At 41.3% G+C, this 22829-nt stretch carries 21 protein-coding genes; 12 read left to right on the top strand and 9 right to left on the bottom strand.

Features of this window, described 5'->3' with window-relative positions:
* Positions 1-122: 122 nt before the first annotated feature.
* The 3 genes from RRG12_RS04605 to RRG12_RS04595 form a co-directional block, all read right to left on the bottom strand.
* Entirely contained in the window at positions 123-1334 is a 1212-nt protein-coding gene (locus tag RRG12_RS04605; protein WP_420758009.1) for an endonuclease, read from the bottom strand.
* 368 nt (positions 1335-1702) lie between these two features.
* Positions 1703-4585: an isoleucine--tRNA ligase gene (ileS, locus tag RRG12_RS04600; RefSeq protein ID WP_420758511.1), complete on the bottom strand. Its 2883-nt coding sequence runs from the start codon at positions 4583-4585 to the stop codon at positions 1703-1705.
* Between the two features lie 359 nt (positions 4586-4944).
* A complete protein-coding gene (locus RRG12_RS04595; RefSeq protein WP_069073504.1) occupies positions 4945-5382 on the bottom strand; it encodes a hypothetical protein in 438 nt (145 codons plus the stop codon).
* Between the two features lie 149 nt (positions 5383-5531).
* Here RRG12_RS04595 and RRG12_RS04590 point away from each other — a divergent pair, with 149 nt between their 5' ends.
* From RRG12_RS04590 to RRG12_RS04575, 4 genes are all read left to right on the top strand, one after another.
* Positions 5532-5807 (top strand): hypothetical protein, encoded by a 276-nt coding sequence (locus RRG12_RS04590; RefSeq protein WP_420758510.1) that lies wholly within the window; start codon positions 5532-5534, stop codon positions 5805-5807.
* 338 nt (positions 5808-6145) lie between these two features.
* Positions 6146-6514, top strand: a complete 369-nt coding sequence (locus tag RRG12_RS04585; protein WP_069073501.1) for a Crp/Fnr family transcriptional regulator — start codon at positions 6146-6148, stop codon at positions 6512-6514.
* A gap of 168 nt (positions 6515-6682) precedes the next feature.
* On the top strand, positions 6683-7048 hold the full coding sequence (locus RRG12_RS04580; protein WP_420758509.1) for a Lin0512 family protein: 366 nt from the start codon (positions 6683-6685) through the stop codon (positions 7046-7048).
* A 200-nt stretch (positions 7049-7248) separates the two neighbouring features.
* Positions 7249-7587, top strand: a complete 339-nt coding sequence (locus RRG12_RS04575) for a hypothetical protein (RefSeq protein WP_069073499.1) — start codon at positions 7249-7251, stop codon at positions 7585-7587.
* Positions 7588-8064: 477 nt separating this feature from the next.
* Here the strand turns inward: RRG12_RS04575 and RRG12_RS04570 are convergent, their stop codons facing one another.
* Complete coding sequence (locus RRG12_RS04570; protein WP_420758508.1) at positions 8065-9315, bottom strand: RNA-guided endonuclease InsQ/TnpB family protein; 1251 nt, start codon at positions 9313-9315, stop codon at positions 8065-8067.
* 115 nt (positions 9316-9430) lie between these two features.
* Here RRG12_RS04570 and RRG12_RS04565 point away from each other — a divergent pair, with 115 nt between their 5' ends.
* The 6 genes from RRG12_RS04565 (at position 9431) to RRG12_RS04540 (ending at position 17865) form a co-directional block, all read left to right on the top strand.
* Entirely contained in the window at positions 9431-10615 is a 1185-nt protein-coding gene (locus RRG12_RS04565; RefSeq protein WP_420758507.1) for an AbrB family transcriptional regulator, read from the top strand.
* A 508-nt stretch (positions 10616-11123) separates the two neighbouring features.
* Positions 11124-11450: a DUF3040 domain-containing protein gene (locus RRG12_RS04560; protein ID WP_069073496.1), complete on the top strand. Its 327-nt coding sequence runs from the start codon at positions 11124-11126 to the stop codon at positions 11448-11450.
* A gap of 16 nt (positions 11451-11466) precedes the next feature.
* Positions 11467-13548, top strand: coding sequence for a dynamin family protein (locus RRG12_RS04555; protein ID WP_420758585.1), 2082 nt, complete (start codon positions 11467-11469; stop codon positions 13546-13548).
* A 142-nt stretch (positions 13549-13690) separates the two neighbouring features.
* The gene (locus RRG12_RS04550; protein WP_420758506.1) at positions 13691-15913 is read left to right on the top strand and encodes a dynamin family protein; all 2223 of its coding nucleotides are present in this window, start codon (positions 13691-13693) and stop codon (positions 15911-15913) included.
* A 96-nt stretch (positions 15914-16009) separates the two neighbouring features.
* Positions 16010-16711 (top strand): DUF305 domain-containing protein, encoded by a 702-nt coding sequence (locus tag RRG12_RS04545; protein WP_420758505.1) that lies wholly within the window; start codon positions 16010-16012, stop codon positions 16709-16711.
* Between the two features lie 680 nt (positions 16712-17391).
* The gene (locus RRG12_RS04540) at positions 17392-17865 is read left to right on the top strand and encodes a DUF4385 domain-containing protein (protein ID WP_069073492.1); all 474 of its coding nucleotides are present in this window, start codon (positions 17392-17394) and stop codon (positions 17863-17865) included.
* On the opposite strand, the gene RRG12_RS04535 is transcribed toward RRG12_RS04540, so the two are convergent.
* The 5 genes from RRG12_RS04535 to RRG12_RS04515 form a co-directional block, all read right to left on the bottom strand.
* Positions 17820-18122, bottom strand: coding sequence for a hypothetical protein (locus tag RRG12_RS04535; protein ID WP_420758504.1), 303 nt, complete (start codon positions 18120-18122; stop codon positions 17820-17822). The two genes, RRG12_RS04540 and RRG12_RS04535, sit on opposite strands and share 46 nt — an antisense overlap.
* A gap of 335 nt (positions 18123-18457) precedes the next feature.
* Complete coding sequence (locus tag RRG12_RS04530) at positions 18458-18670, bottom strand: hypothetical protein (RefSeq protein ID WP_420758503.1); 213 nt, start codon at positions 18668-18670, stop codon at positions 18458-18460.
* A gap of 58 nt (positions 18671-18728) precedes the next feature.
* Positions 18729-19748 carry an aldo/keto reductase gene (locus RRG12_RS04525; RefSeq protein WP_420758502.1) on the bottom strand — a complete coding sequence of 340 codons (1020 nt, stop codon included), beginning with the start codon at positions 19746-19748 and terminating at the stop codon, positions 18729-18731.
* 110 nt (positions 19749-19858) lie between these two features.
* Complete coding sequence (gene petJ, locus RRG12_RS04520; RefSeq protein WP_069073489.1) at positions 19859-20194, bottom strand: cytochrome c6 PetJ; 336 nt, start codon at positions 20192-20194, stop codon at positions 19859-19861.
* Positions 20195-20250: 56 nt separating this feature from the next.
* On the bottom strand, positions 20251-20475 hold the full coding sequence (locus RRG12_RS04515; RefSeq protein WP_069073488.1) for a hypothetical protein: 225 nt from the start codon (positions 20473-20475) through the stop codon (positions 20251-20253).
* Positions 20476-20886: 411 nt separating this feature from the next.
* Between RRG12_RS04515 and RRG12_RS04510 the strand changes: the two genes are divergently transcribed.
* Positions 20887-21687 (top strand): histidine kinase, encoded by an 801-nt coding sequence (locus RRG12_RS04510; protein WP_069073487.1) that lies wholly within the window; start codon positions 20887-20889, stop codon positions 21685-21687.
* A 228-nt stretch (positions 21688-21915) separates the two neighbouring features.
* Positions 21916-22722: a hypothetical protein gene (locus RRG12_RS04505; RefSeq protein WP_069073486.1), complete on the top strand. Its 807-nt coding sequence runs from the start codon at positions 21916-21918 to the stop codon at positions 22720-22722.
* Positions 22723-22829: the final 107 nt, after the last annotated feature.

Raw genomic sequence — 22829 nt, 5'->3', positions numbered from 1 at the left:
AAATACGCAACTATATTGCTGTTTCTCTGGGGTTTTCAACCTATCCTTAATAACCGGCTACGGTGTACACACAAGTCGAATTACCCCCCTTAATCCCCCTTTCAAGGGTAGGTATTTAAAAATCAGGCAGTAGAGAGGGTGATTTGAGAGACATGGAGTTGTGGAGTCAAGGAAGGCCAAGGTTCAGGGAAAAAGCTACCTTGAGGTAGGGGAAGACGATTAAGAACGGCAGCCTTAATCACTAAAAATCCACGACGGAAACATGAGAGACAACGATGGAAGACACTATTTTTCAAATTGCGTCGTGCAACGTGGGTTTGTGGTAATTCGTCTAAACTACTAATAGGCAAATTGGCATCAATAGCACCTCCAACACTAACCTGCCATAAAGTAGCGATTGCGATCGCTAACCAATGTCTCTCGGCTCGTTTGGTATCTGTCATTTTAGTTTGATGCCAAGCAAAACCACCTCTTTTACCGTCTTTAAATAGACATTCAATCCAAGAGCGCATCGAATACCAACAAGCATCCGCAACTTCGGGTTGTAAATCGGTGAGAATTAACCAAGGTTCGGCATAGCCCTCGTCATGACGGGCTAACAATGTACATTCAATCGGGTTACTTTTGAAACAAGTTACCAATGACTCAAATGACTGACCAACTTCTCGAACAAGAGTATTTAGAGGTAGCCAAGAAACAGTACCTTTAATTTGAAACTGCCCCTGAAGGTTAATCCGCATAAAAGGATGCCAACCACAGTTCAAGATTTGTTGATACAACCACTCAGCATAAAGCCCTCTATCTGTGGTGACAATTACAAACCAATCTGGTGGTACAGTTTTGTCTATATGGCGAAATAATTCTTCCCAGTGAGGTTTCCAACTTCCAGGAATGGTAGCTTCAACTATTTTCCAGGCAATTGGAATTCCACAGCCACGGTAAACAATGCTAATTGCTAATACAGTAAAGCGATCGCTTAAAGTTGAAGCATCTGCTGCCAATGCTAGACGTTTTTCACCTTTAGGCCAAAGACTTAGAATCCAAGATAGTAGTGGACTAAAACAAGATGTCACATCCAATGAAGTTCGACCAGTTTTTGTTTTATCTTCTGCGTCTCGATACCATTCCCGCAGTTGCTGACGTATAGTATTCTCCTTTTTACCCAGTAGTTCTGCTAAAAATACTGAAACCGTTGTCAGTCCACTTGATTGGGTCATTACTATCCCAAAAGTCCACATTGCCAGTACAACAGCTTGAGGTTTTGTGAGATTTGGCATTTTTTCAATTACTTTTCTAGTCCATTCTCTTAATTCCTCGCTTTTTCCTACTTGCATTCACCCTCCTGCACCCGTAGTAATTCTGCTGATAAAAGCTAGATAGTATTTTACCTGCAAAAATACGCCTTTATTAAATACCTACCCTTGAAAGCCTTAATCCCCCCGATGTATTGGCTACGGTGTACACACAAGTCGAATTACCCCCCTTAATCCCCCCTTGGAAAGGGGGGAAAAAGAAATCTAGTTCCCTCCCCTTTGCAAGTTTTCTGAATGTGAGTGCAGTTTTGGAGGAGAGGGGAAAAAGAAATCTAGTTCCCTCCCCTTTGCAAGGGGAGGGTTAGGGTGGGGTAAAACGCTGGTTAATCAGCTATTTAAGACTTGGTTTCGGTGACTTTTAATCTGCAAGCGCTGTGGGATTCTTGCTTTTAGAACTCTCCGGCTAAGGCTGCAACGCATCGTTCGCAAATTAGCGGATGTTCTGCTGATTCTCCCACATGAGTAGAGTAGTTCCAACAGCGATCGCATTTTTGCCCTTCTGCGTTCACTATCCCAATTGTCCAGTCTTCTGTTTGCGCTGTATATTTTAATCCTTGCAACTCTTGAGTAGAATCTAATAATTCCACTTGGGAAGTCAGCAATAAATACCGCAGTTCGTCAATCCCGTTACCTTTAGCAGGGTTAAAGGCTTTGATAGCATCGCCTAACTGTTTGTGAGGTATATGAATTAAAGCTTTCGCTTCCAGAGAAGAACCAATGAGTTTTTCAATCCTGGCTTGTTCTAACACCTTATTAACATCGGTGCGGAGTTGTCGCAGCGTTTCCCAAAATTCTGCTAAATCTGGATTACGCCATTTTTCCTCAACTAGTACCCAACCAGCCTCAAACACTGATTTGTAGGGTGTTTTGTAGGGGAGATATTGCCAGATATCTTCAGCTGTGTGGGATAGTACTGGTGCGATCGCTCGTGCTAAATTTTCTAAAGCAATCTGCAACACCGTTTGACAACTGCGACGGCGGAAAGCATCTTTTGCACTGATGTACAGCCTATCTTTGGCAACATCTAAATAAAAGTTGGATAAATCCACCACGCAGAAATTCTGCACTGTTTGGAAAAAGCGGAAGAATTGGAAACTCTCAAAGGCTTCGGTAACTTCCTCAAACACCTCATTGATGCGGTGCAGCATATAACGGTCAAGTTCTGGCAATTCCTCGAAGGGAACTGCATCTTTTTCTGGGTCAAAATCATCCAAGCTACCCAGCAAAAACCGCGCCGTATTGCGGATTTTGCCTCTGACATCATTCATCTGCTTGATGATGTTTTTGCCAATGCGGACATCGCCGGAATAGTCAACCGATGATACCCACAATCTCAATATATCTGCACCATAGGCCGGTTCTACTTTTTGATTTTTCCCGCCTTCAATGATTGTATTTGGGTCAACCACATTTCCTTCTGACTTACTCATTTTCCGCCCTTGTTCGTCCAAAGCGAAGCCGTGAGTTAGTACAGTTTTGTAAGGTGCAATGTCATTTACCGCTACACTGGTGAGCAAGCTTGACTGGAACCAACCGCGATGTTGGTCGGAACCTTCCAAATATATATCAGCAGGGTAGCGTAACTCTGGACGCTGTTGAGCGACAGCTGCCCAAGATGAGCCAGAATCAAACCATACGTCCATTGTGTCTGTACCTCTGCGGTAAGACTTGCCATTATTACGATAAGATTCTGGTAACAACTCTTCAACTGAAAGTTCCCACCAAGCATCGGAACCTTTTTCAGCGATAATTCCTTGAACGTGGTTGATAGTTTCCTCATTCAGCAGTGGTTCTCCCGTGGCTTCGTCGTAGAAAACGGGAATGGGTACACCCCAACTGCGTTGACGAGAAATACACCAATCGGAACGTTCCGCTACCATTGGCGTGATCCGATTTTCACCTTGGGCTGGAATCCATTTTACAGTTGCGATCGCCTTTAGTGCTTCTTCTCTAAATCCTTCCACGGAAGCAAACCATTGTTCAGTGGCGCGGAAAATCGTCGGTTTCTTCGTCCGCCAATCATAAGGATACTTGTGGGGATATGGTTCTTCCTTCAACAAAGAACCAGCCGCAGCTAGTGCATCAATCACCGCCTGATTCCCATCACCCAGCACATTCAACCCCGCAAATTGTCCCGCTTCTTCGGTAAAATTGCCATTATCATCAACTGGCGCAAGGATGGGCAAACCGTAACGCTGACCAACAATGTAATCTTCTTGACCATGACCGGGTGCGGTATGTACTAACCCAGTACCCGATTCAGTAGTGATATAATCACCGCCGACAACAATCGGACTTTCGCGGTCAAATAGAGGATGACGGTAAGTAGTATGTTCTAAGTCACTCCCTTTGAACGTGGCTTTTACGGTTAACTCAACTCCCAATGTTGAAGATAAACGTTCTACTAAATCAGCAGCAACGATTAGGTATTTGAAATTACACTGCGCTTGTCCCTCTGGATGTGAAACTTCCACCACTGCATAGTTCAAATCTGCATTCACCGCTACAGCCAAATTCCCCGGAATCGTCCAAGGTGTAGTTGTCCAAATAGCCACACCCAAATCTGACTGATATTCTGCCAACAGAGGCTTTACAGCTTCCGCCAAACTTGTGATTGCAAAAGCTGCATAGATACTGCGGGAAACGTGACCTTCAGGATATTCCAACTCAGCTTCAGCCAAAGCGGTTTTAGAACTGGGACTCCAGTGAACCGGCTTCAAACCGCGATAGATGTAGCCTTTTAAGAACATCTGACCAAACACGCCAATTTGAGCCGCTTCATATTCCGGCTTGAGAGTTAGATAAGGATGTTCCCAATCACCCCAAATACCGTAACGTTTAAAATTTTGGCGTTGGTCATCTACCGTCGCTAGACCAAATTCTTTCGCTTTTTGCCGGAGTTGTAAAGGCGTTAAGTTTTGCCGTTCTGCTGACTTCATGTTCTGCAAAACTTTCAACTCAATTGGCAATCCGTGACAATCCCAACCAGGAACGTAGCGAACCTTACGCCCTTTTAGCAGTTGGTAGCGATTAATAATATCTTTGAGAATTTTATTTAAGGCATGACCAATATGGAGTGAGCCATTAGCGTAGGGAGGCCCATCGTGCAGTATAAATAATTCGCCGGGGTTATTTTTGGAGAGGCGATCGTAAATTTTATTTTCTTCCCAAAATTTTTGGATTTCAGGCTCACGCTTGATGGCGTTTGCCCGCATATCAAAATTAGTCTTGGGTAGGTTTACAGTATCTTTGTAACTTCCTGGTTCGGTCACAGTCTCATGCCTAGAATTAGGTGTGCAGGTTTTATCAATTATAGAAGATGGCAGGAAAACCAAAATTCGCTTTTTGAGAGCGAGTTTGATAAACCTCTCCCTACCTTGAATTTTCGATAATAAAGTTGCAAAAATAAAGATAGGACTTTTCCACAAGAGCGTAGGGCGTGTTTTCAAAGTCTTAGATCCCCCCAACCCCCTTAAAAAGGGGGGCAAAGAGTCTCTTAAAGTCCCCCTTTTTAAGGGGGATTTAGGGGGATCTAAATTAAAGGTAGGTTGGGTTGACGTAAGGAAACCCAACTTATATTTAATGCAACAATTTAGTCTTGACACGCTACTAGATTTATGCAAAGAGTGGATTATTGCAGCAAAGAAGTTGTGCCGTTACCGTTAATTGACGCATTCGCAATTGCAGCTTGAGTAGGTTGAGTAGCAAGAACCGCTACAAGTGGAGCAACTTTTGAACTAGATTTTTTATTTCTTTTTCCATTAGAGCCGCCAGCCTTGGAATACTCTATACTGTTTCTGCCGTAGACAGTTGCAACTCCACTTAGCATTCGTTCAGACATTTCCGAGAGGGCTTTATCCATCTGGATTATTGTTTTACGCGATTCTTCAAGATTGGATACAAGCGTGTTATGAGCTTCTAGCGTCGAACGGGTAGTGTTGATGAGGTGGTTGTAGGCTTCGATAGTTAATCCATGTCCTAAATCCAGATTTTCATCAACGGATTTAAGCAAGGCGAGACGAAGTTGGGCTTTGTCAACAGCAGCAGAACCACGAGTTCTTAAAGACATGAGATATCCTTTTTTTAAAGAATTCCTTTTTCAACATAGTGGAGTATCCTTTTGCCTGAGATGGGTAGTTTTGTGGATTTATTTCATTAAAATTTCAACGAAATAATTACGAGTTTATCTGTATTCTTACTCATTTTTATATCGATTTGTTGTTTGAGAATAAGTGCAATCAGCAAATGCGATCGCCATATCAGCAAATGCGATCGCCATATCAACAAATGCGAACTCCGAATCAACAAATGCGAACTCCGAATCAGCAAATGCGAACTCCGAATCAACAAATGCGAACGCCGAATCAGCAAATGCGAACGCAAAATCAACAAATGCGATCGCAAAATCAACAAATGCGATCGCCGAATCAACAAATGCGAATGTCATATCAGCAAATGCGAACTCCGAATCAACAAATGCGATCGCCAAAATAACAACGGTGTATACAAAAGTCGAATTACCCCCCTTAATCCCCCCTTAGAAAGGGGGGAAATAAGAAATCCAGTTCCCTCCCCTTTACAAGGGGAGGGTTAGGGTGGGGTTAAAGCTTGGTTAATCAGCTATTTCAGACTTGTGTATACACCGTAGCTCCGACTCAGAGAGGGACGGTTTTGCCTGCATAGTAAAACCAGGGAAAGGTTTCTAGACGATTAGCAAATCAGAAATTTTGCGTAAATTGAGCTTAAGCAACAGAAAGTAGTATACTTTTGTGGGTTAGCGTCAAGCTATCCAAAAGTTTCGTCTAAAAACCAATAATTTTGGGGTTGCTCTAATGCTAAGTCCTGTAGTTACAGTCAGTATCTTTCAAAAACAACCCGACCCTAAAGGATTTTCAGCAGGTGAAGTCATCTTTGAAGAAGGGCAGCCTGGTAATGAAATGTACGGCATTCTGGAAGGAAAAGTGGATATATTAGTCAATGGCAAGGTTGTAGAAACCATTGATACAGGCGAAGTTTTTGGTGTCGGGGTACTCGTAGGAGTCGAAAATAGAACTTATACAGCTGTTGCCAAGGAGGATACCAAACTGGGTTTCCTTGATGAGAGAAAGTTTCTCTTTGCTGTTCAGGAAACACCAGTGTTTGCCTTAAAGGTGATGAAAAGTCACTCAGAACGTCTGAGTCGCTTGCATCATCTGCTCTAAAGCACCTTAGCCAGCAGAAGTTCCAAAACTAATCAAAATCTTACCTTCTCCCCAGAAGGCCACACACAATATGCTCTCTCTTGGGGAGTCATAAGTCAGAATTCACACAACTCTAAATTCTGGCTTCTGACTCCTGATTTATAGGTGCAGAATTTACCGGAGGTAGTAATGGCACGTAAACGATTAATTATTGAGATGGGGATGGGAATAGATCAACATGGACAAGAACCGACAGTAGCAGCATCTAGGGCGGTACGAAATGCGATCGCTCACAATGCTTTACCTGGTGTTTGGGAAGTTGCTGGCTTAAGTCATCCCAATGAAATGATTATAGAGGTTCAGGTAGCAGTTCCATATCCAGAACAAGTTAGAGAAGAAGAAGTATTAGCTGTATTACCATTTGGTCGGAAAAGTCTTACCGTAGAATCTGGGGGGATGATAGTTCAAGGGCGGGCAATTCCTGAACTCAACGATAAAAATGATGAAATGTTGATTGCGATCGCAGCTGTTACAGTTCTGATCGAAAATGATTAACCGACAAACCCTCAAAACTAGCTTGACAAAATACCAGTACATTGTGCCGGAAGTTTGCTTACTTTAAACAATTTTCTCAAACCCCTTGTGTGGTTAAGTCATGATCAAGTTAGTGGCTCTGCGCTAAAGTAAAAACATTGGGATAAAAATCTCTGGCAGTAAGTTCAACTGAATCACTAATCTTTAGCACTGCGGCGATAATGTCTCAAGAACATAACGAATCACTCCAAATTCAGGAGATCACCAAACTCAAACCGAAACACTTTGCTGATTTAGTCAGATCAGCACAATTGATTTTCGACCCCACAGCCGGAGTTTCGGGAAGACACATCACAGTTGACTGGGAACAATTCGGAATTCCCCGTGATGTGGCAGATAATCTCAAATCACTTGGTCAGCAGTACCAATATGCATCTCCTCACATCCCTGTTGAAGACATTTGGAGTAAATTAACTCCAGAAACTCGTATTTGGTTCGTTGAAAACAAAGATCGGTTATGGCAGCTTGAAGAAGCTTTCCCAGCCCTTGATGAAGATTAAACGGCTGAACCATTGAAAGGAATACAAATGATCTGTAGGGGGACAACGGTTGTTGTGCCCCTCTCCTCTATAGAAAAAATCTTGTATGAAGAGTGCTAAGTTGGTAAATTTAGACTAGTAGTCCACCAAAGCAACTTTGGTGAATCAATGAAGTTCGTAGTCAGGACTTTAGTCCTTGATTTGAACGCTAAAGCGCTCACTACAAACCTAGCAAACTTGACTTGACAGACTCTAATTATCTTGTGCGATCGCATTAGCTTGAGTAGATAAGTTAAATTATTGACGCTCCCCGCATTTCCCTAAAATTGTTAAATACTCAACTATTCCTCTCTCTGTTCTTGCTCCGCAAGAAATCATTCAAGGGATGTCTCGTATTTAACTGCCTTTCATCCCCACACTCCGCTATCGCTACGTATGGGGTCTTCCCGGCAATTTAGGTGACATGACTCCGACCTGAAGGTGCGGAGCTTCTAAGAATCACTTCTTAGACTTCCTAGTTACTCCCTTGCGGGTTTTCGACTTTGACCTAGACTGAGTTTCCCCAATCCCCGGCAAACCGTCTGCATAGGCATTTTGAATTCCGACGTGCCCCGCCGTACTAATCAGTTCTATTCCTCTGTTTCTAATTACTTGCCCACTGGCTACGTCACGATCTGTAATGTAATTGCAACTAAGACAATGATGCACTCTAACACTCAAGTCTTTTTTAACTTCTGCACCACACTCAGGACATTGTTGAGAAGTCCCCCTAGCATTGACTTCACCGAAGAATTTACCACGCTTCCAACAAACATACTTGGTGATGTTTCGGAACTGTCCAAACCCCACGTCAAGCATCTGTTTGCCCAGCATCCCTTTAGCCAAAGTCCGGTAATCCAAGTCTTCCATGAAGACCATATCACCAGCATCACAAAGGGCGTGAGCTTGTTTGAAGTGAAAATCTTTGCGAGTGTTGTCAATCGTGTGATGAAGTCTAGCAATCTTGATGCGTTGTTTCTCGTAATTTTTAGAGCGCTTATTTTTCCTCGAAAGTCTGCGTTGCAGCAATTTCAGCTTGCTTTGCATCACTTTCAGAAACTTGGGCGACTTTACGAGAACGCCGTCACTGGTTGCCAAAAACTTTTCAAGTCCCACATCTACCCCAACGGGATGACCGTGCGGCATCGGGCTGGGGACGCTAACATCACATTGGATATTAATGGAGGCGTACCAAATATCCGCTTTGTTGATTATCCGAACTTGCTTAACCACAAATCCACTTGGGATTGGGCGATGCAAATTAATTGGAATCAACCCCAATTTAGGCAAAGCAATATGTGTACTAGTTACTGGATTCTTTGCAAACTGGGGAAACAACAAAGACTTGAATTGCCCAAACTTTTTAAATCTGGGAAACCCATGCCCAATCTTCTGAAATCCCTCCCAAGCTCGGTGCAACTGCTTGATAGCTTGCTGCAAAACTTGACTTGGTACTTCACCCAATCTCTTGAATGCCTTTTTCGCTTTTGGTAAAGCGTTAAGTTGCTTTACTTCGCTAGGGAAAGAAGCATCCGCAGCCATAATGTATTCATGACTGATAGAGCATCTATCAACCATGCATTTCCGGCTATTACACCAATCCTTAATTTCTCGCAGTCCGTAGTTATAGGCAACACGACAAACATCCATCCAGTCAAAAAGCGATTGTTCCTGAGTTATGTTTGGATAGATTCTGTAGCGGTAATTCATGGTTAGCATTCCAGGACTTTAACACATTTACTGGAAGAGGTAAACCTAGCAAATCAAAGCCGTGCTAGAAGCACGGGGTTTTAAACCCATTTTTCTGATAAAAAAGCTTATATAGATGAATCACAGCCTAAGTGTTGCTCCCAGCCTGGAAGAACACACTCATGAAAATCCTATTGTTACCAAACAACAGCTATTTGCGAAGCAACTAATTGTCCTTGTCTTGGAAATATTTCTGGCATTACCTCTGGGTTTACTCCTCGCCAAGTTTCAAATTGGCAGGATTGCCTGGATCTTTGGTGGGATTGCAGCTGGTACTGTGGTTCTTCAAGGGTGTCGAATTTTTTATCAATATTCTCCCCAACCTAACCGCACTGCGAGAAAAGTGGGAATGGCACTTGTAGGCTTAACTGTCGGCGCTTCCAATACGCACGGTAATCTAGCTAGTGTTGCTTCTGGTATTCCCGTATTTATTTTTCTTACCTTGTTTCTACTGCTGAGTGGCAGCTGTATCGGTTATATTTACTCCCGCGTCAGCAAAACCAACCTCATGACAGCAATGCTGGCTACCGTTCCTGGTGGTGTCGGAATTATGGCAGCGATCGCCGCCGATTACAATAAAAATGTTAGCTTGGTTGCCCTAGTTCAGGCGATTCGCGTCACCTCAGTAGTTGTTCTAATTCCCTTCGTTGCTAGGACATCAGCTGGTAATTACTATCCACAAACACTCCCAATCAACCCTGCTTGGCTTAATTTCGATCCATTTCAACTAGAATTACTCTTGTTAGTACTGGTAATTACTGGATTAGTAGTTTATCCAGCTATATTATTTAAAATTCCCGCAGGCGATTTCTTTGGTGCATTGTTGATTGGTATTGGGTTTAATCCTTTGCTACATTGGCTGCCTTTCGTGGGTGATATTAGCTTTAGTCCGCCACCTTTAGTTAACTTATTGGGTCAAATGCTCCTGGGAATTACTATTGGTGAATATTGGGGAGACAAACCCAACTTTAGAAAGCGGACTGTTGGCTATGCCTTGATCTCTGTAGCCATGACCCTCATCGCCGGAGCGATCGCTGCTATACTTGCGATGCAATTAACCTCTTGGGACTGGTTAACCTGTCTGCTAGTCACAGCCCCAGGAGGATCAGCAGAAATGATCCTGGTTTCCCTGGCGTTGAATCATAATGTTGAAATTGTCACAACTGGTCATTTAGTGCGACTAATTGCGATTAATAGTTCCCTACCACTTTGGGTGTTTTTGTTTCGCCATCTGGATGAGCAACTTTCTGAACCAGTTTAATTGCAGAAGTATGAGGATTTGGCAAAACATTTCTGACAAGTAGAACCAAGATACTATTGATATTTATCGAACAGAATAAAGGCATCAGTCGTCAGAATGGGCTAAACCTTAGCTATCCGCTAACAGCAATGTTTTCTGTATGACTGGCGGTGCTTCGCAGCGTATACCCTTCGGGATGCTTCGCTTAGAGCGAGTATTTTCGAGTCGCGTCTGAATCCCCGACTGATAGCGTTCGCGTTGGCGGAGCCTCTCCGAGAGAAGCGTTAGCGAGTCCGCGTTCGCTTTTAGCGTCTCGTAGAGAGCGTCTTTATTCTGACTCCTGAATTCTGAATTCTGAATTCTGAATTCTTCTTCAAGGTATTCCAACTTCCAGCTTTAGATTTGTCGGCTAGGAAAATTAAAATAGTAATTTCACTGGGGTTAAAAAATATTTGTGTAAGTTACTATACTGCATGATTGTCGAGTGAATGTTGACATCATTTCATTGTCTTAGATGGGGTAGGCACCGATGACATCTGAAAGCGATCGCCAAAAAGAACTTGAACACCGAGAACGTTTACTACGAGAACGAGAAGTTGAATTGCGACTCCGAGAAATGGAAACTAACCTCCATACTACCGATGCAGCTTTTCATCAAACTGTGAAGCATCAGCCAGAAAATTCCCAGAAACCTTGGATGCAAAAAGTGATTCTGGGTGGAAAGCTGTTTGCTCTTGGTGTAGTAACACTAGTTGCAGTCAGAATAGCCGCAGCATTGGCTGGGTTTATTATTGTTGCTGCGCTGGGGTGGATGTCTTACAAATTATTTTTGGAATCTAAAAAAACTAATTCTTAATAATGGTGTAACTATGATGAGTGAGCAGGTAGCAACTGACAGATTTATCCAAGATTTAGAGCGTGTTGCTCAAGTGCGTTCTGAGATTTCTGTATGTTTGAATAAACTGGCTGAAACAATTAGCAAAGCTGAGTTCGCTGGTGATTCTTCATCAGGAAAACTCAGTTTAGATCGAGATATTGAAGATATTACAGTAGCTAGTAAAAACCTCCGCCAAGGTGTATTTCGCCTTTTAGTTTTGGGCGATATGAAACGGGGAAAAAGCACGTTTCTTAATGCCTTAATTGGTGAAAATTTATTACCTAGTGATGTTAACCCTTGTACCGCAGTATTAACAGTTTTACGCTATGGGCCAGAAAAAAAAGTTACTATTCATTTTAATGATGGGAAAAGTCCACAACAACTAGATTTTCAGAATTTTAAATATAAATATACTATTGATCCGGCTGAAGCTAAAAAACTGGAGCAGGAAAAAAAACAAGCATTTCCTGATGTAGATTATGCAGTAGTTGAGTATCCCTTAACGTTACTAGAAAAGGGAATTGAAATTGTCGATAGTCCAGGATTGAACGATACAGAAGCGCGAAATGAATTGTCTTTGGGTTATGTAAATAATTGCCATGCAATTTTGTTTGTGATGAGAGCTTCTCAACCTTGTACCTTGGGTGAACGTCGCTACCTAGAAAACTATATTAAAGGTCGAGGATTGACGGTTTTCTTTTTAGTTAATGCTTGGGATCAGGTGCGGGAATCATTGATTGATCCTGATGATGTCGAAGAATTAAAAGCATCTGAGAATAGATTACGGCAAGTATTTAATGCGAATTTAGCAGAATATTGTACTGTAGAGGGTCAAAATATTTATGACGAACGCGTGTTTGAGCTTTCGTCAATTCAAGCACTCAGACGGCGGTTGAAAAATCCCCAAGCTGATTTAGAGGGGACTGGCTTTCCGAAGTTTATGGAAGCCCTTAATACTTTTCTTACCAGAGAACGTGCGATCGCAGAACTCCGTCAAGTCAGAACCTTAGCAAGACTTGCCTGCAATCATACCCGCGAAGCAGTCGCTAGACGTTTACCATTACTTGATCAAGATGTCAATGAATTGAAAAAACGGATTGATTCAGTAGAACCAGAGTTTAACAAACTCACAGGTATTCGGGATGACTTCCAAAAAGAAATTATTAATACAAGAGATACTCAATCAAGAACGATTTCCGAGTCTTTTCGTAGCTACGTTTTAAACTTAGGTAACACCTTTGAAACCGATTTCTTACGCTATCAGCCGGAATTAAATTTGTTTGATTTTCTCAGTAGTGGTAAACGAGAAGCATTTAATACCGCACTACAAAAAGCCTTTGAGCAATATATCACTGACAAATCTGCTGCTTGGACATTAACTGCTGAAAAAGATATCAATGCAGCTTTTAAAGAACTTTCTCGCAAAGCATCACAATATGGCGCTTCTTACAGTCAAATCACAGACGAAATAACAGAAAAGCTCACCGGACAAAACGTCAAAGTAAATACCACTACTACTGCTGAAGAAGATAACTCTCCCGGTTGGGCAAAATGGGCAATGGGATTGTTATCACTCTCTAAGGGAAATCTTGCTGGTTTTGCAATGGCGGGGGCTGGATTTGATTGGAAAAATATCTTGTTAAACTACTTCACTGTAATTGGTATTGGCGGGATAATTACAGCAGTGACAGGGGTTTTGCTTGGCCCAATCGGGTTTGCGCTGCTAGGTTTAGGGGTAGGATTTTTGCAAGCAGATCAAGCGCGGAAAGAGTTAGTTAAAACAGCAAAAAAAGAATTAGTTAAACACCTACCCCAAGTCGCACATGAGCAATCACAGGTTGTATACAATGCTGTTAAAGAGTGCTTTGACTCTTACGAAAGAGAAGTAAGTAAACGGATTAACGATGATATTGTATCTCGCAAATCTGAATTAGATAATTTAGTCAAACAGAAAGAAACCCGTGAAATAAATCGTGAGACTGAGTTTAAACGTTTAAAAGATTTACAGGAAGATGTAATAGCTCAGTTGCAAAAAATCGAGGCAGCATATAGCAACTTATTAGCTTACTATAGCTAATATATTTCATTACTCTCGTTCCCAGCTTTTAGCTGGGAATGCCTACTGGGAGGTTCCGCCTCCCATAACCATAAGAATATGAGGCGGAGCCTCAATGAATTGCATTCCCAGCTTTTAGCTGGGAACGAGGAATAGGGGAACTATGCAACAACAGTATGAAGGTTATAAGGATTTAGCAGATTCTCTCAAATCTGCATCTACGTTCCTGAATTTAGAACGCAAATCGCAACTACATCAAGATATAATTACCATCTGCAATCATCTGGTTAATCCTAGCTTTCGGATTGCAGTATTTGGCCCTTTTAATCATGGCAAGTCTACCCTATTGAATGCCATGTTGGGGAATCGCACCTTACCAATTGATTTAATTCCTACCACAGGTGCATCGATTACTGTCAAGTATGGCTCTGATGTGCGGACTCGCATCATGTTGGTAGATGGTACAGAAATCTATCGCAGTGGCACAGAAATTTTACAGCAATTTGCAATTCTTGATGGCAATAGGCAGATGCGAAAAGATGTAGCATCTGTGGAAGTTTTTTGCCCAAATCCATTTTTGGAAACAGGAGTAGAATTTCTCGATTTACCGGGAACAAATGATCGAGATGAACAAGATAATTTAGTCAGAGAACAACTTTTAAGTGCAGATTTAGTTATCCAATTACTAGATGCACGCAAATTAATGACTTTAGGTGAGCGAGAAAACTTACGAGATTGGCTATTAGATCGCGGTATTAAAACAGTTATATTTGTTGCAAATTTTCTTAACTTACTCGAACCCGACGAGCAAAAACAAGTTCAAAATCGTCTGCTGTTTGTTGCAGAAAGCTTTCGAGCCGAATTACCTCCAGGTTTTAGTAATTTATATCGCGTTGATGCTTTACCTGCTTTAAGAGCCAGATTAAAAGGCGATGTTGCGGCTGCAAATAGTAGCGGGTTAGCAGCATTTGAAACAGCTTTGCAAAATATTGTCGGGATTTTGCAACCAAATCGTGGTGGTGTGCGTTTACCAAGAGTGGAAGCGATCGCTTCTCAAATTCAACTCTCATTCAAAGCTAAAATTGACCCGATTGCTATTGAAATAAAATCCTTTGATGATAAACAAAATAGCAAAATTGAAATTAAACAAAAAGCAGCTAACTTAATTTATAAAGGTTTTACCGCTAGCATAAGAGAGTTACGCGATTGGCTAGCATTACCAAAATTACTCACAAAATATCAAGCTGATGCGGCAGTTGCATTGGCAGAAAATAACTTTAAAGTTTGGCAAACAAATAATTTTAAAAAAGACCTGAACCAATTGCAATTGGCTGCGGTGAAATGGCTTTATCAAGCTTATGAATTTTTTCAAGAAGAACGGCCGCAAGATTTATTAATTCCCTTTCCTAGCGAACCACAAGTAATACTACCGCCAAAACCAAGCAGTACTGATGATTTAAGTGAACCTGGTTCCATCGCGGTTGGTGGTGGTATTGGTTGGTTGTTAGGCGGCCCGGTGGGTGCTGCTGTCGTCGGGAGTATTTCTTATTTGTTAAACAAGAATATCCAAAAACAAGACGAACAATTAGCAAAGGAATCTTATCATCAAGACGTTGCTAAACTTTGTATAACTGCAATAGAAGATTATTTATTTAACTTCAGCAGTCAAGCGTTATCAATTTTAACTGAATATGAACAGAAAGCCGATAAAGTAATTTGCTTTGAAGTCAGTCAAGAACCACTAGGAATTACTAATAAACGGGAAAAATTGCAGCAGTTACAAAACGGTTTTAATCAGTTATTAAAAGAGTTAGAAAAAGTCAAAATTATCTCAAATCATCAACCTTATAAAGAAATACCCAAATACAGCAACACCAAGAGCAAATATTCGCCACAGCCAAATAGAGTTCAAATTTCCCCTGAAAAACATCCTGACGTTAAGCGACAACAGGAAAATACTACTAAGAATACTAGGACAAGGGTAGAATCTGTTTCTCCACCACCGCCGCCAAAAGCTCCTCCCTCCCCACGGAAAGAAGAGGTGGAGGCAAAATTTCGTGATTGGGAACTAAATGAAGAAATAGCACGAATGAAAGCAGAGATGCAATCGCCTGGTTTTAAAACTAGTAAACAGCAAAATCCAACTCAAAGCAACGAAGCACCCAAACAACCCAAAACACAGACACAAAAAGATAAAATTACTCGCGCTTACAGTATTTTAGGATTGCAAACAAATGCTTCTTTGGCTGAGGTAAAACAGGCTTATCGAACTTTAGTAAAAAAATGGCATCCAGATTTGTTTGTGAATCAGCCGCAACTGCAAAAACAAGCACAAGAGAAAATGCACTTAGTTAATGAAGCTTACACAATTTTGAGTGATAAATAAACAACCAGATCCCCGACTTATCAAAGAAGTCGGGGATATTTAGATTTCATCCTAATTTCATTTCTGGCTGTCAATATAGAATTAGGAAACTATTATATGAGACTTATGCAACTGCTATCTTTGAGGAATGGCTTTTTAGCGTTAACCTTGACTGCGATCGCTTCAAGCGGTGGGTTAATCACAGGCTGTACCAATGCTGCTTCCCAGAACCCAAGCCAAGCGTCAGAAGCATCCACCAGCAATGCTAACAATAAGCAGATGATGAACCACGGTGGCATGAATCACAGCATGGGAATGGATTTAGGCCCAGCCGATGCAAACTTTGATTTACGGTTTATTGACGCGATGACACCGCACCATCAGGGAGCTGTGGAAATGGCTAAAGAAGCGCAGCAGAAATCAAAACGCCCTGAAATTAAAAAACTAGCAGACGATATCATCAAATCGCAAAACCAAGAAATCACTCAGATGAAGCAGTGGCGACAAGCTTGGTATCCCAGCGCCGGAGATAAACCAATGGCTTATAGCAGTCAAATGGGTCATACGATGGAGATGTCGTCTGACCAAATGCAAGCCATGATGATGAGTCAAGACTTAGGTGCAGCTGATGCTGAATTTGATCTACGCTTTATCAATGCGATGATTCCTCATCATGAAGGGGCTGTAACAATGGCAAAAGATGTCTTGAGTAAATCTAAGCGCCCTGAAGTCAAGCAATTAGCCCAAGAAATTATCAAGGCACAAAATACAGAGATTAAGCAAATGCAGCAGTGGCGAAAAACTTGGTATAACAAGTGATCGCATTGCCAAAAATCTTTGTTTGCGACTCAAATAACCATTTATGGTAGGTTCTGGTGCATCATAGTGTTCGCCTGCCAATACGGTTTGGTTAAGGCAAGAGACGCGATAAATCACCGTCTCTACAAGGATCAATCTTTTGTCTTAACCAAACCGTATTGGTTCGTCTGCTGGCAACTGCGATTATTTACGACTTTTCCAGTATCCCTTCGGGTCTACGTTCCTCAACCCAACCTACACATTTCAAGATTTTTGGCGCTAACCCAAGCGTATTGGAATATAGTCTCATTCAATCGTGTAAAGAATTCCATACGGAAACTTGCGTGTCATGCATCGGCGAACATCTTCATCAATCTCAACGTAGCGAGTAGGGGATTCTCTAATCCGATAAATCTCAATACTTAGATAGAAGTTGAACTTTTTTTTAAAGTTTATTATTCCTAACACCGTGTGCAACTTTCTCTCCGACCTAACCGCCAACCCCTTCCCTACTAGCGTTGGTGAGCAGGAATCAAAGCCTCTCAGGAGTGGGGCTATGGTGTACCTGATTATCGGTGAAATCGAAAAAGTAAAATTACTGTCCTACAAAGCTTTCAGCGTAAGATTGAGTGTTGCCAAAAAATGGATAAAGTCGAGCTAAGGATAAGTTGCACATCGCGTATTCCTAATAAAAATCTATCATGGCTTTTGATTATTCTTTAGACTTTAAAATTATTGATTTTCGCCAACATCCTGAACTCTATCGTGTTGGGAAGGGTGAGCAGGGTGTACTTTTGGTTGAACCATACAAATCAGAAATTCTTCCTTACTGGCGATTCAAAACTCCTGAGATTGCTAGAGAGTCGAGTGAAAAAATCTATGAAATGTTTCTTGATTATTTAGATAAAGATGATTTTGTTGGCGCAGATATGGCAAGGAAGTTTATCCAAATGGGGTATACTCGCTCTCGCCGTTATGCTAATCATAAAAGCGGCAGGAAGTATAAACAAAATTCGGAAGATTCAAGTTCCAAAAAAGAAATTCTTCCTTATGAAGTAGACCCAGTGAAAGCGGAATCAGCAGCAATATTTAAAGCTAAGTGGGTAGAAGCAAAGACAAATGAGAAATATCAAGAGCTTTTAGCCAAACATAAACAGATGTATGAGCTACAGTAAGACACTGATTGTGAAAAAGCTTGTTCAGCTAGAATTTTATCGTGATTTACTGACGTATCTTTAAATCCGCTTCCCCTGGGTGCAGGAGTAAGGCGTAAACCTTGCTGTTGTGGAGGTAAATAAACACGTTGGCTGAGGAATTCTTCGAGGGCATTTTCTACGATAGCGTTAACAGGTAAGGAAACTTCTTGATCGCCGATGTAAGCACTGAGAGCATTAGCGATCGCATCTGGCAGTGTGATATTTAGGGATTGCATAAGCTGGTTATATTGTTAGCGATTAATTTTAGAGTAACGCGATCGCTCTTGCGATTTCCCCTTGGTTGGCGAATACCTGTGCCATGTTGTTGAGAGTTGTGGCTTTTCTTGTTAATTCCTCTTCATGACAAGCTTGCCCACAACCGCCAGGAAATCAATTTCCTGGCTCATAGCTAAAGTCCGCTCAAGCGGACTAGAAATTCCCTCCCCTAAATCCTCAGTCCTCTTCAGAGGACTTTTGCTATTAGCCTGGGACTTCGAGTCCCAGGCGTTAGGGTGGGAAGTCGAAGAAATAGCTCTCACAATCTCCTCCGTCACGGGCAAATTAAACACACTCAACCGTGCGAGAAACTTTTGTTCTTCCGGTTCCAAGGCATCCAGCAGAGTTTGTGCCAGTGTAAGTTATCTGTTCGTCGAGGATAATAATTTTGCTCACACAAATCAATCAGCGCTGCCAACTCCGTTTTATCCAGGCGACGTGAGCCATAATCACAGCGCAGTTCAAAAGTTTGCTGTTGACTGAGGGCGAAGGTGAAGTTTAGGGGCATGGCTGACAGCAGTAGTTTCCACAGTAACCTTCACCGTATTATCACCCAATTCCTGAAATTATCGCCGATATTCGTCGCCGCAATCGCCGATAAGCTGGTACAAATCGCGTGATTGGCGAGATACTGCACTGATGCGATCGCGATCGTCTGTATCTAAACTAAAACTAAATACTTTGGCGTTATCTTCTATATGTTCAGAGACACCAAGTCTTGCACCAACTATCACACCGCCCACAGTTGGCTGATCTAAAATGTAACGTACTGCCACGTTGGAAATGCTTACCCCATGTTTATTAGCAATTTCCTTTAAGATAGCTAGCAACTCTTGAAATAATTGCCAACCACCCCAAGCATCGATCATATTTTTATATTTTTTCAAACTAGCAGTGGAGAGATCAAATCCTCGCGGTTCTGGTTTCCCCAAATAGTTTTCTGATAACAAACCGCCGCACACTGTACCGTAAGTAAAAAGCTTTATCCCATGCTGTTGACAAAACTCCACCATATTAACTTCAGGACGGCGGTCAACCAGAGAAAATTGCACTTGGTTAGAAACAATTTTGATACCTGCTTCGGTAATAATCTTCAAGTTTTCCGTATCAAAATTAGTTAAACCTAGATGCTTTATTTTACCCTCAGTCTGAAGTTCCGCCATATATTTGAGGGCATCCAGGTAATTTTTATCCTGATATTCCCACCAATGGAATTGCATCAAATCTAACGATTCCACATTCATTCTTCTCAGGGAGATATCAATATTTTCCTCAACCAGTTTTTTCGTCATTTTGCCTGGACGAGGTACCCATTTCGTAAAGGCTTGTACCTGAGATAAAGCATCTTTACCACGAGTATCAATTAGTTGACAACGAAACTCACCAATAAAGTCTTCTGCGGGGCCATAATGGTCTGCTAAATCCCAAGTGGTAAATCCTGCATCTAAGTATTTGAACATAGTCTCAATGGCAGCATTGGGATTAATCTGTCCATGTGCGCCAGAGACTTGCCACATCCCATTTAATATGCGGCAGATGTTCAAATCAGGAGTAAATTGGAGACGACTAGCTGCGGGTAAGTTCATTTTCAATTTATGAGTGAAAAGTAGGAATGGCAAGACTTAAGAATTACTAATAGATAAATCATAACTGATAATTCCTAGTTCCTAACTTCTAACTCCTAACTCCTAATTTTTTAACGCCAGCCTTTTTCAGCTTGTTCGAGAACGTAAGCAGAAACCTCTTGAATTTGCTGTTCAGTGAGTAGTTCTTTGTAAGCTGACATATTATTTTTACCATTGGTTACTATGGATGAAACAGCCTCTATTGAATCCATACCATACTTTTTCAGGGCTTGCTTTTTGAGATTTTTACCTCGCCGAATTATGTTGCTACCGTTAATATGACAACCAGCACAATGAACACTAAATATTTGTTCACCGTTAACTGTATCTGCTGCACTAACAGGCAAAGTAAAAGTACTGATTGATAACAAAATTGTTACTAATAATAATCTGAGTAACTTTTTCAATTAATTTCTCCTGATTTGGACATACTGGTTGCAAGTATTAAGTGTAAGAACCAATACTACAGAGATTCAAAATCTGTTGTAAATCCGGCAAAATTTGCACAATCTTCTTGAAAGGCTTCTGCATCGCTAACATCCTCAATTTTATAGGACATGATCCGCGTACCATCTGGCATTTTTTTGGAACCAATTAATTCACCTTGATATTTCTCTGCGATCGCTTTAAATTCAACACCATAAATTTTCCAGGCATCGCCCGAACAAGTAATATTTACTCGCCACATATTTTTCTCTCAATTACTACCATTAAATATTCATCATCTCACAAATAGGCAACATCTTACACATCACCTCTTTGGGATTGGAATTTTCTATCTAAAGGCAGTGCCAAGCCTGATCGGGCTACGCCATAATATGGATGTAGGAACACTTCTAGAAACTTTTATCGAAACAGAATTCAGGAGTCAGTAGCCAGAATTCAGAATAAATTTTGTGCGACTGGTGGATTAATCTAGAGGTTTAAGACCCCCACTAAATCCTTGATTTAGTGGTCTTCAATACTCTCGACTCCGCGGTAGCGAGTATTTTCGAGTCGCGTCTTCATTCTGACTCCTGTTAGCGGATAGCTAAGGTTTAGCCCATTCTGACTTCTGAATTCTTCTTCAACCCAATTAGTTAAACTCCAAGAGTTGAAAATGCCTAACAATATCAAACAACAAATTCAAGCAGACCTGCAACAAGCGAAAGAAACTGGACAATTAAGAACTGAGCGGATTCGAGAAATTGTCAAATCCGCAGTTTCTCAAGTATCGTCTGAGTTTAAACAAGGTTCTAGTGAAGTTCGTAGCATTGTTAAAGATGCTGTTTCTGCTGTAATTGAAAACTTCCAAGAAAAAGGTAGCGAACTCAAAGATGAAGTAACAGCTTCCATTGAAGGAGCGCTGGAAGGGATTAATAGCAAAAGACACGAAAGCATTGCTCAAACTCAAACAGATATCAAGCGCCTACAAGCTCAACTGGATGGTGAAGAAGAACAACTCCAGCAAGAGGTTGATGTAATTTTGGCAGAGATTGAAGAGACGGGTAGGGAAAAACCTGCAAGTACCAAAACTGCCATTGATTCTGCTGTCAATGCCATTAAAGATAGTGAAGAAGTCGGATTGTTAAAGAAACGTTACGCGCAACTGCAAGCGCAGCTAGCCATTGTCCGAGCTAATATGGCTGCACGCTACGGCGGACGGAATATGGAGGTTCAAGATTATCTAGACGAGGCTAAACACTGGTATGATAAAGCTCGTCCCCAAGCGGAGTCTGTAGTCGTACAGGTAGGAGAGAAGCGATCGCAGCTAGAAGATAAACTGGGTGAAGCTGGTACATCTCTAGCAAGAAAAGAGCGCCAAATCAAACAGACTTTAAGAGAGTTACTCCTAACTGCCGCTGACTTGTTCAAAGATAAGGAACCTGCTGATAAAGAGCGGGAGACTATTCATAAATAGACTAGATTCCTTTTTGACAAAAATCATGTTTTTGTAGGGGTGTAGGCAATGCCTGCACCCCTACAAATGTATTTATAATATAACTGACTCAATGCCGAAAATCTGGATTACCTTGTTTTTTGCAGGGTTTACTCATAAATAGTATCAACAACACTGGGTTTTGGCTTAAGTTCAATAGCCGTAAATTAAATTCTCCAACTGTCGGGTTAAAAATCGAGCAAATGTCTTATGGATTGGCTAATCTCAATTGATATATTTCACCTTGGGGATTGGATTCTTGCCCAAAGTCCAACTCCTACACCATTACCAACACCTGCCAAAAATGTTAATGATATTGAATTACTCAAAAGCCAGTTGGAATTTCTCAAGGCGACCAATGGTCAATTGAGTGAAAGTTTTAACAAATTTGTGGGTGCGATGCAATTTACTTTAGTAGTATTTGCATTTTTAGGGGGATTTTTAGCCTATGTATTTGGCAAAAACTTAGACGATGCTAAAAAAATTGCTAGCCAGGTAATTCGCCAGGAAATTGATAATAAAGTTGCTGATTTAGTCAAATCAGAAGTCGCAACAGTTACGCGAACTTTGCAGCGTGAAAGGGTGATAGCTTCGACAGTTGTAGATTATTACTTGCCTAGCAATGATCTAGAGACTAATGATTGTAAACTGTTGCAAAAACGAGGCTTTCAAAAAGTTAGGTTTTGGAATCAGAGAAGACAACCTAAAAATCCAATAGGTGATGTTTTTATACTGGATTTAATAAATTCTAATCTGCTTTCAGGACAAGAATTCGCTGGGCTTTCTGATACTGATGCAACTAACAAACGGGAAGAAAAAGTTAAAGAGCAAGTTGATTTAGTACTGAATTGGCTGGAAAAAGCAACCGTTCTCGTAATTTATGTTAAGGGAAGGTATAGAGAAATTGATAATTTAGCAACGCGAGTTGATTACTATTACGTTTCAGCAAATGCACCTGTGAGTTTAATGGGAATTGTTACAGATTCCGCTTACGTTGCTCATGGTGAAAAGAATTAGGTTTGACTCTATTATTACTAATTTTCACACTTTAAAAGTCCCTAAAGTCACAGCGAAACATTTGTTCATTCAACCTCTTAAAGAAATTCAACCTATCGTCTGGAATA

The organism is Nostoc sp. CALU 546 (assembly GCF_048836525.1).
Note: the sequence above shows the minus strand (reverse complement) of the source record. Positions and strands in the feature narration are given on the sequence as shown.

Excerpts from the sequence above, each read along its gene's own strand:
- RRG12_RS04605 (WP_420758009.1), bottom strand. The coding sequence starts at position 1,334 with ATGCAAGTAGGAAAAAGCGAGGAATTAAGAGAATGGACTAGAAAAGTA.
- RRG12_RS04595 (WP_069073504.1), bottom strand. The coding sequence starts at position 5,382 with ATGTCTTTAAGAACTCGTGGTTCTGCTGCTGTTGACAAAGCCCAACTT.
- RRG12_RS04585 (WP_069073501.1), top strand. The coding sequence starts at position 6,146 with ATGCTAAGTCCTGTAGTTACAGTCAGTATCTTTCAAAAACAACCCGAC.
- RRG12_RS04580 (WP_420758509.1), top strand. The coding sequence starts at position 6,683 with ATGGCACGTAAACGATTAATTATTGAGATGGGGATGGGAATAGATCAA.
- RRG12_RS04575 (WP_069073499.1), top strand. The coding sequence starts at position 7,249 with ATGTCTCAAGAACATAACGAATCACTCCAAATTCAGGAGATCACCAAA.
- RRG12_RS04570 (WP_420758508.1), bottom strand. The coding sequence starts at position 9,315 with ATGAATTACCGCTACAGAATCTATCCAAACATAACTCAGGAACAATCG.
- RRG12_RS04565 (WP_420758507.1), top strand. The coding sequence starts at position 9,431 with ATGAATCACAGCCTAAGTGTTGCTCCCAGCCTGGAAGAACACACTCAT.
- RRG12_RS04560 (WP_069073496.1), top strand. The coding sequence starts at position 11,124 with ATGACATCTGAAAGCGATCGCCAAAAAGAACTTGAACACCGAGAACGT.
- RRG12_RS04555 (WP_420758585.1), top strand. The coding sequence starts at position 11,467 with ATGAGTGAGCAGGTAGCAACTGACAGATTTATCCAAGATTTAGAGCGT.
- RRG12_RS04550 (WP_420758506.1), top strand. The coding sequence starts at position 13,691 with ATGCAACAACAGTATGAAGGTTATAAGGATTTAGCAGATTCTCTCAAA.
- RRG12_RS04545 (WP_420758505.1), top strand. The coding sequence starts at position 16,010 with ATGAGACTTATGCAACTGCTATCTTTGAGGAATGGCTTTTTAGCGTTA.
- RRG12_RS04540 (WP_069073492.1), top strand. The coding sequence starts at position 17,392 with ATGGCTTTTGATTATTCTTTAGACTTTAAAATTATTGATTTTCGCCAA.
- RRG12_RS04535 (WP_420758504.1), bottom strand. The coding sequence starts at position 18,122 with ATGCAATCCCTAAATATCACACTGCCAGATGCGATCGCTAATGCTCTC.
- RRG12_RS04530 (WP_420758503.1), bottom strand. The coding sequence starts at position 18,670 with ATGCCCCTAAACTTCACCTTCGCCCTCAGTCAACAGCAAACTTTTGAA.
- RRG12_RS04525 (WP_420758502.1), bottom strand. The coding sequence starts at position 19,748 with ATGAACTTACCCGCAGCTAGTCGTCTCCAATTTACTCCTGATTTGAAC.
- RRG12_RS04515 (WP_069073488.1), bottom strand. The coding sequence starts at position 20,475 with ATGTGGCGAGTAAATATTACTTGTTCGGGCGATGCCTGGAAAATTTAT.
- RRG12_RS04510 (WP_069073487.1), top strand. The coding sequence starts at position 20,887 with ATGCCTAACAATATCAAACAACAAATTCAAGCAGACCTGCAACAAGCG.
- RRG12_RS04505 (WP_069073486.1), top strand. The coding sequence starts at position 21,916 with ATGGATTGGCTAATCTCAATTGATATATTTCACCTTGGGGATTGGATT.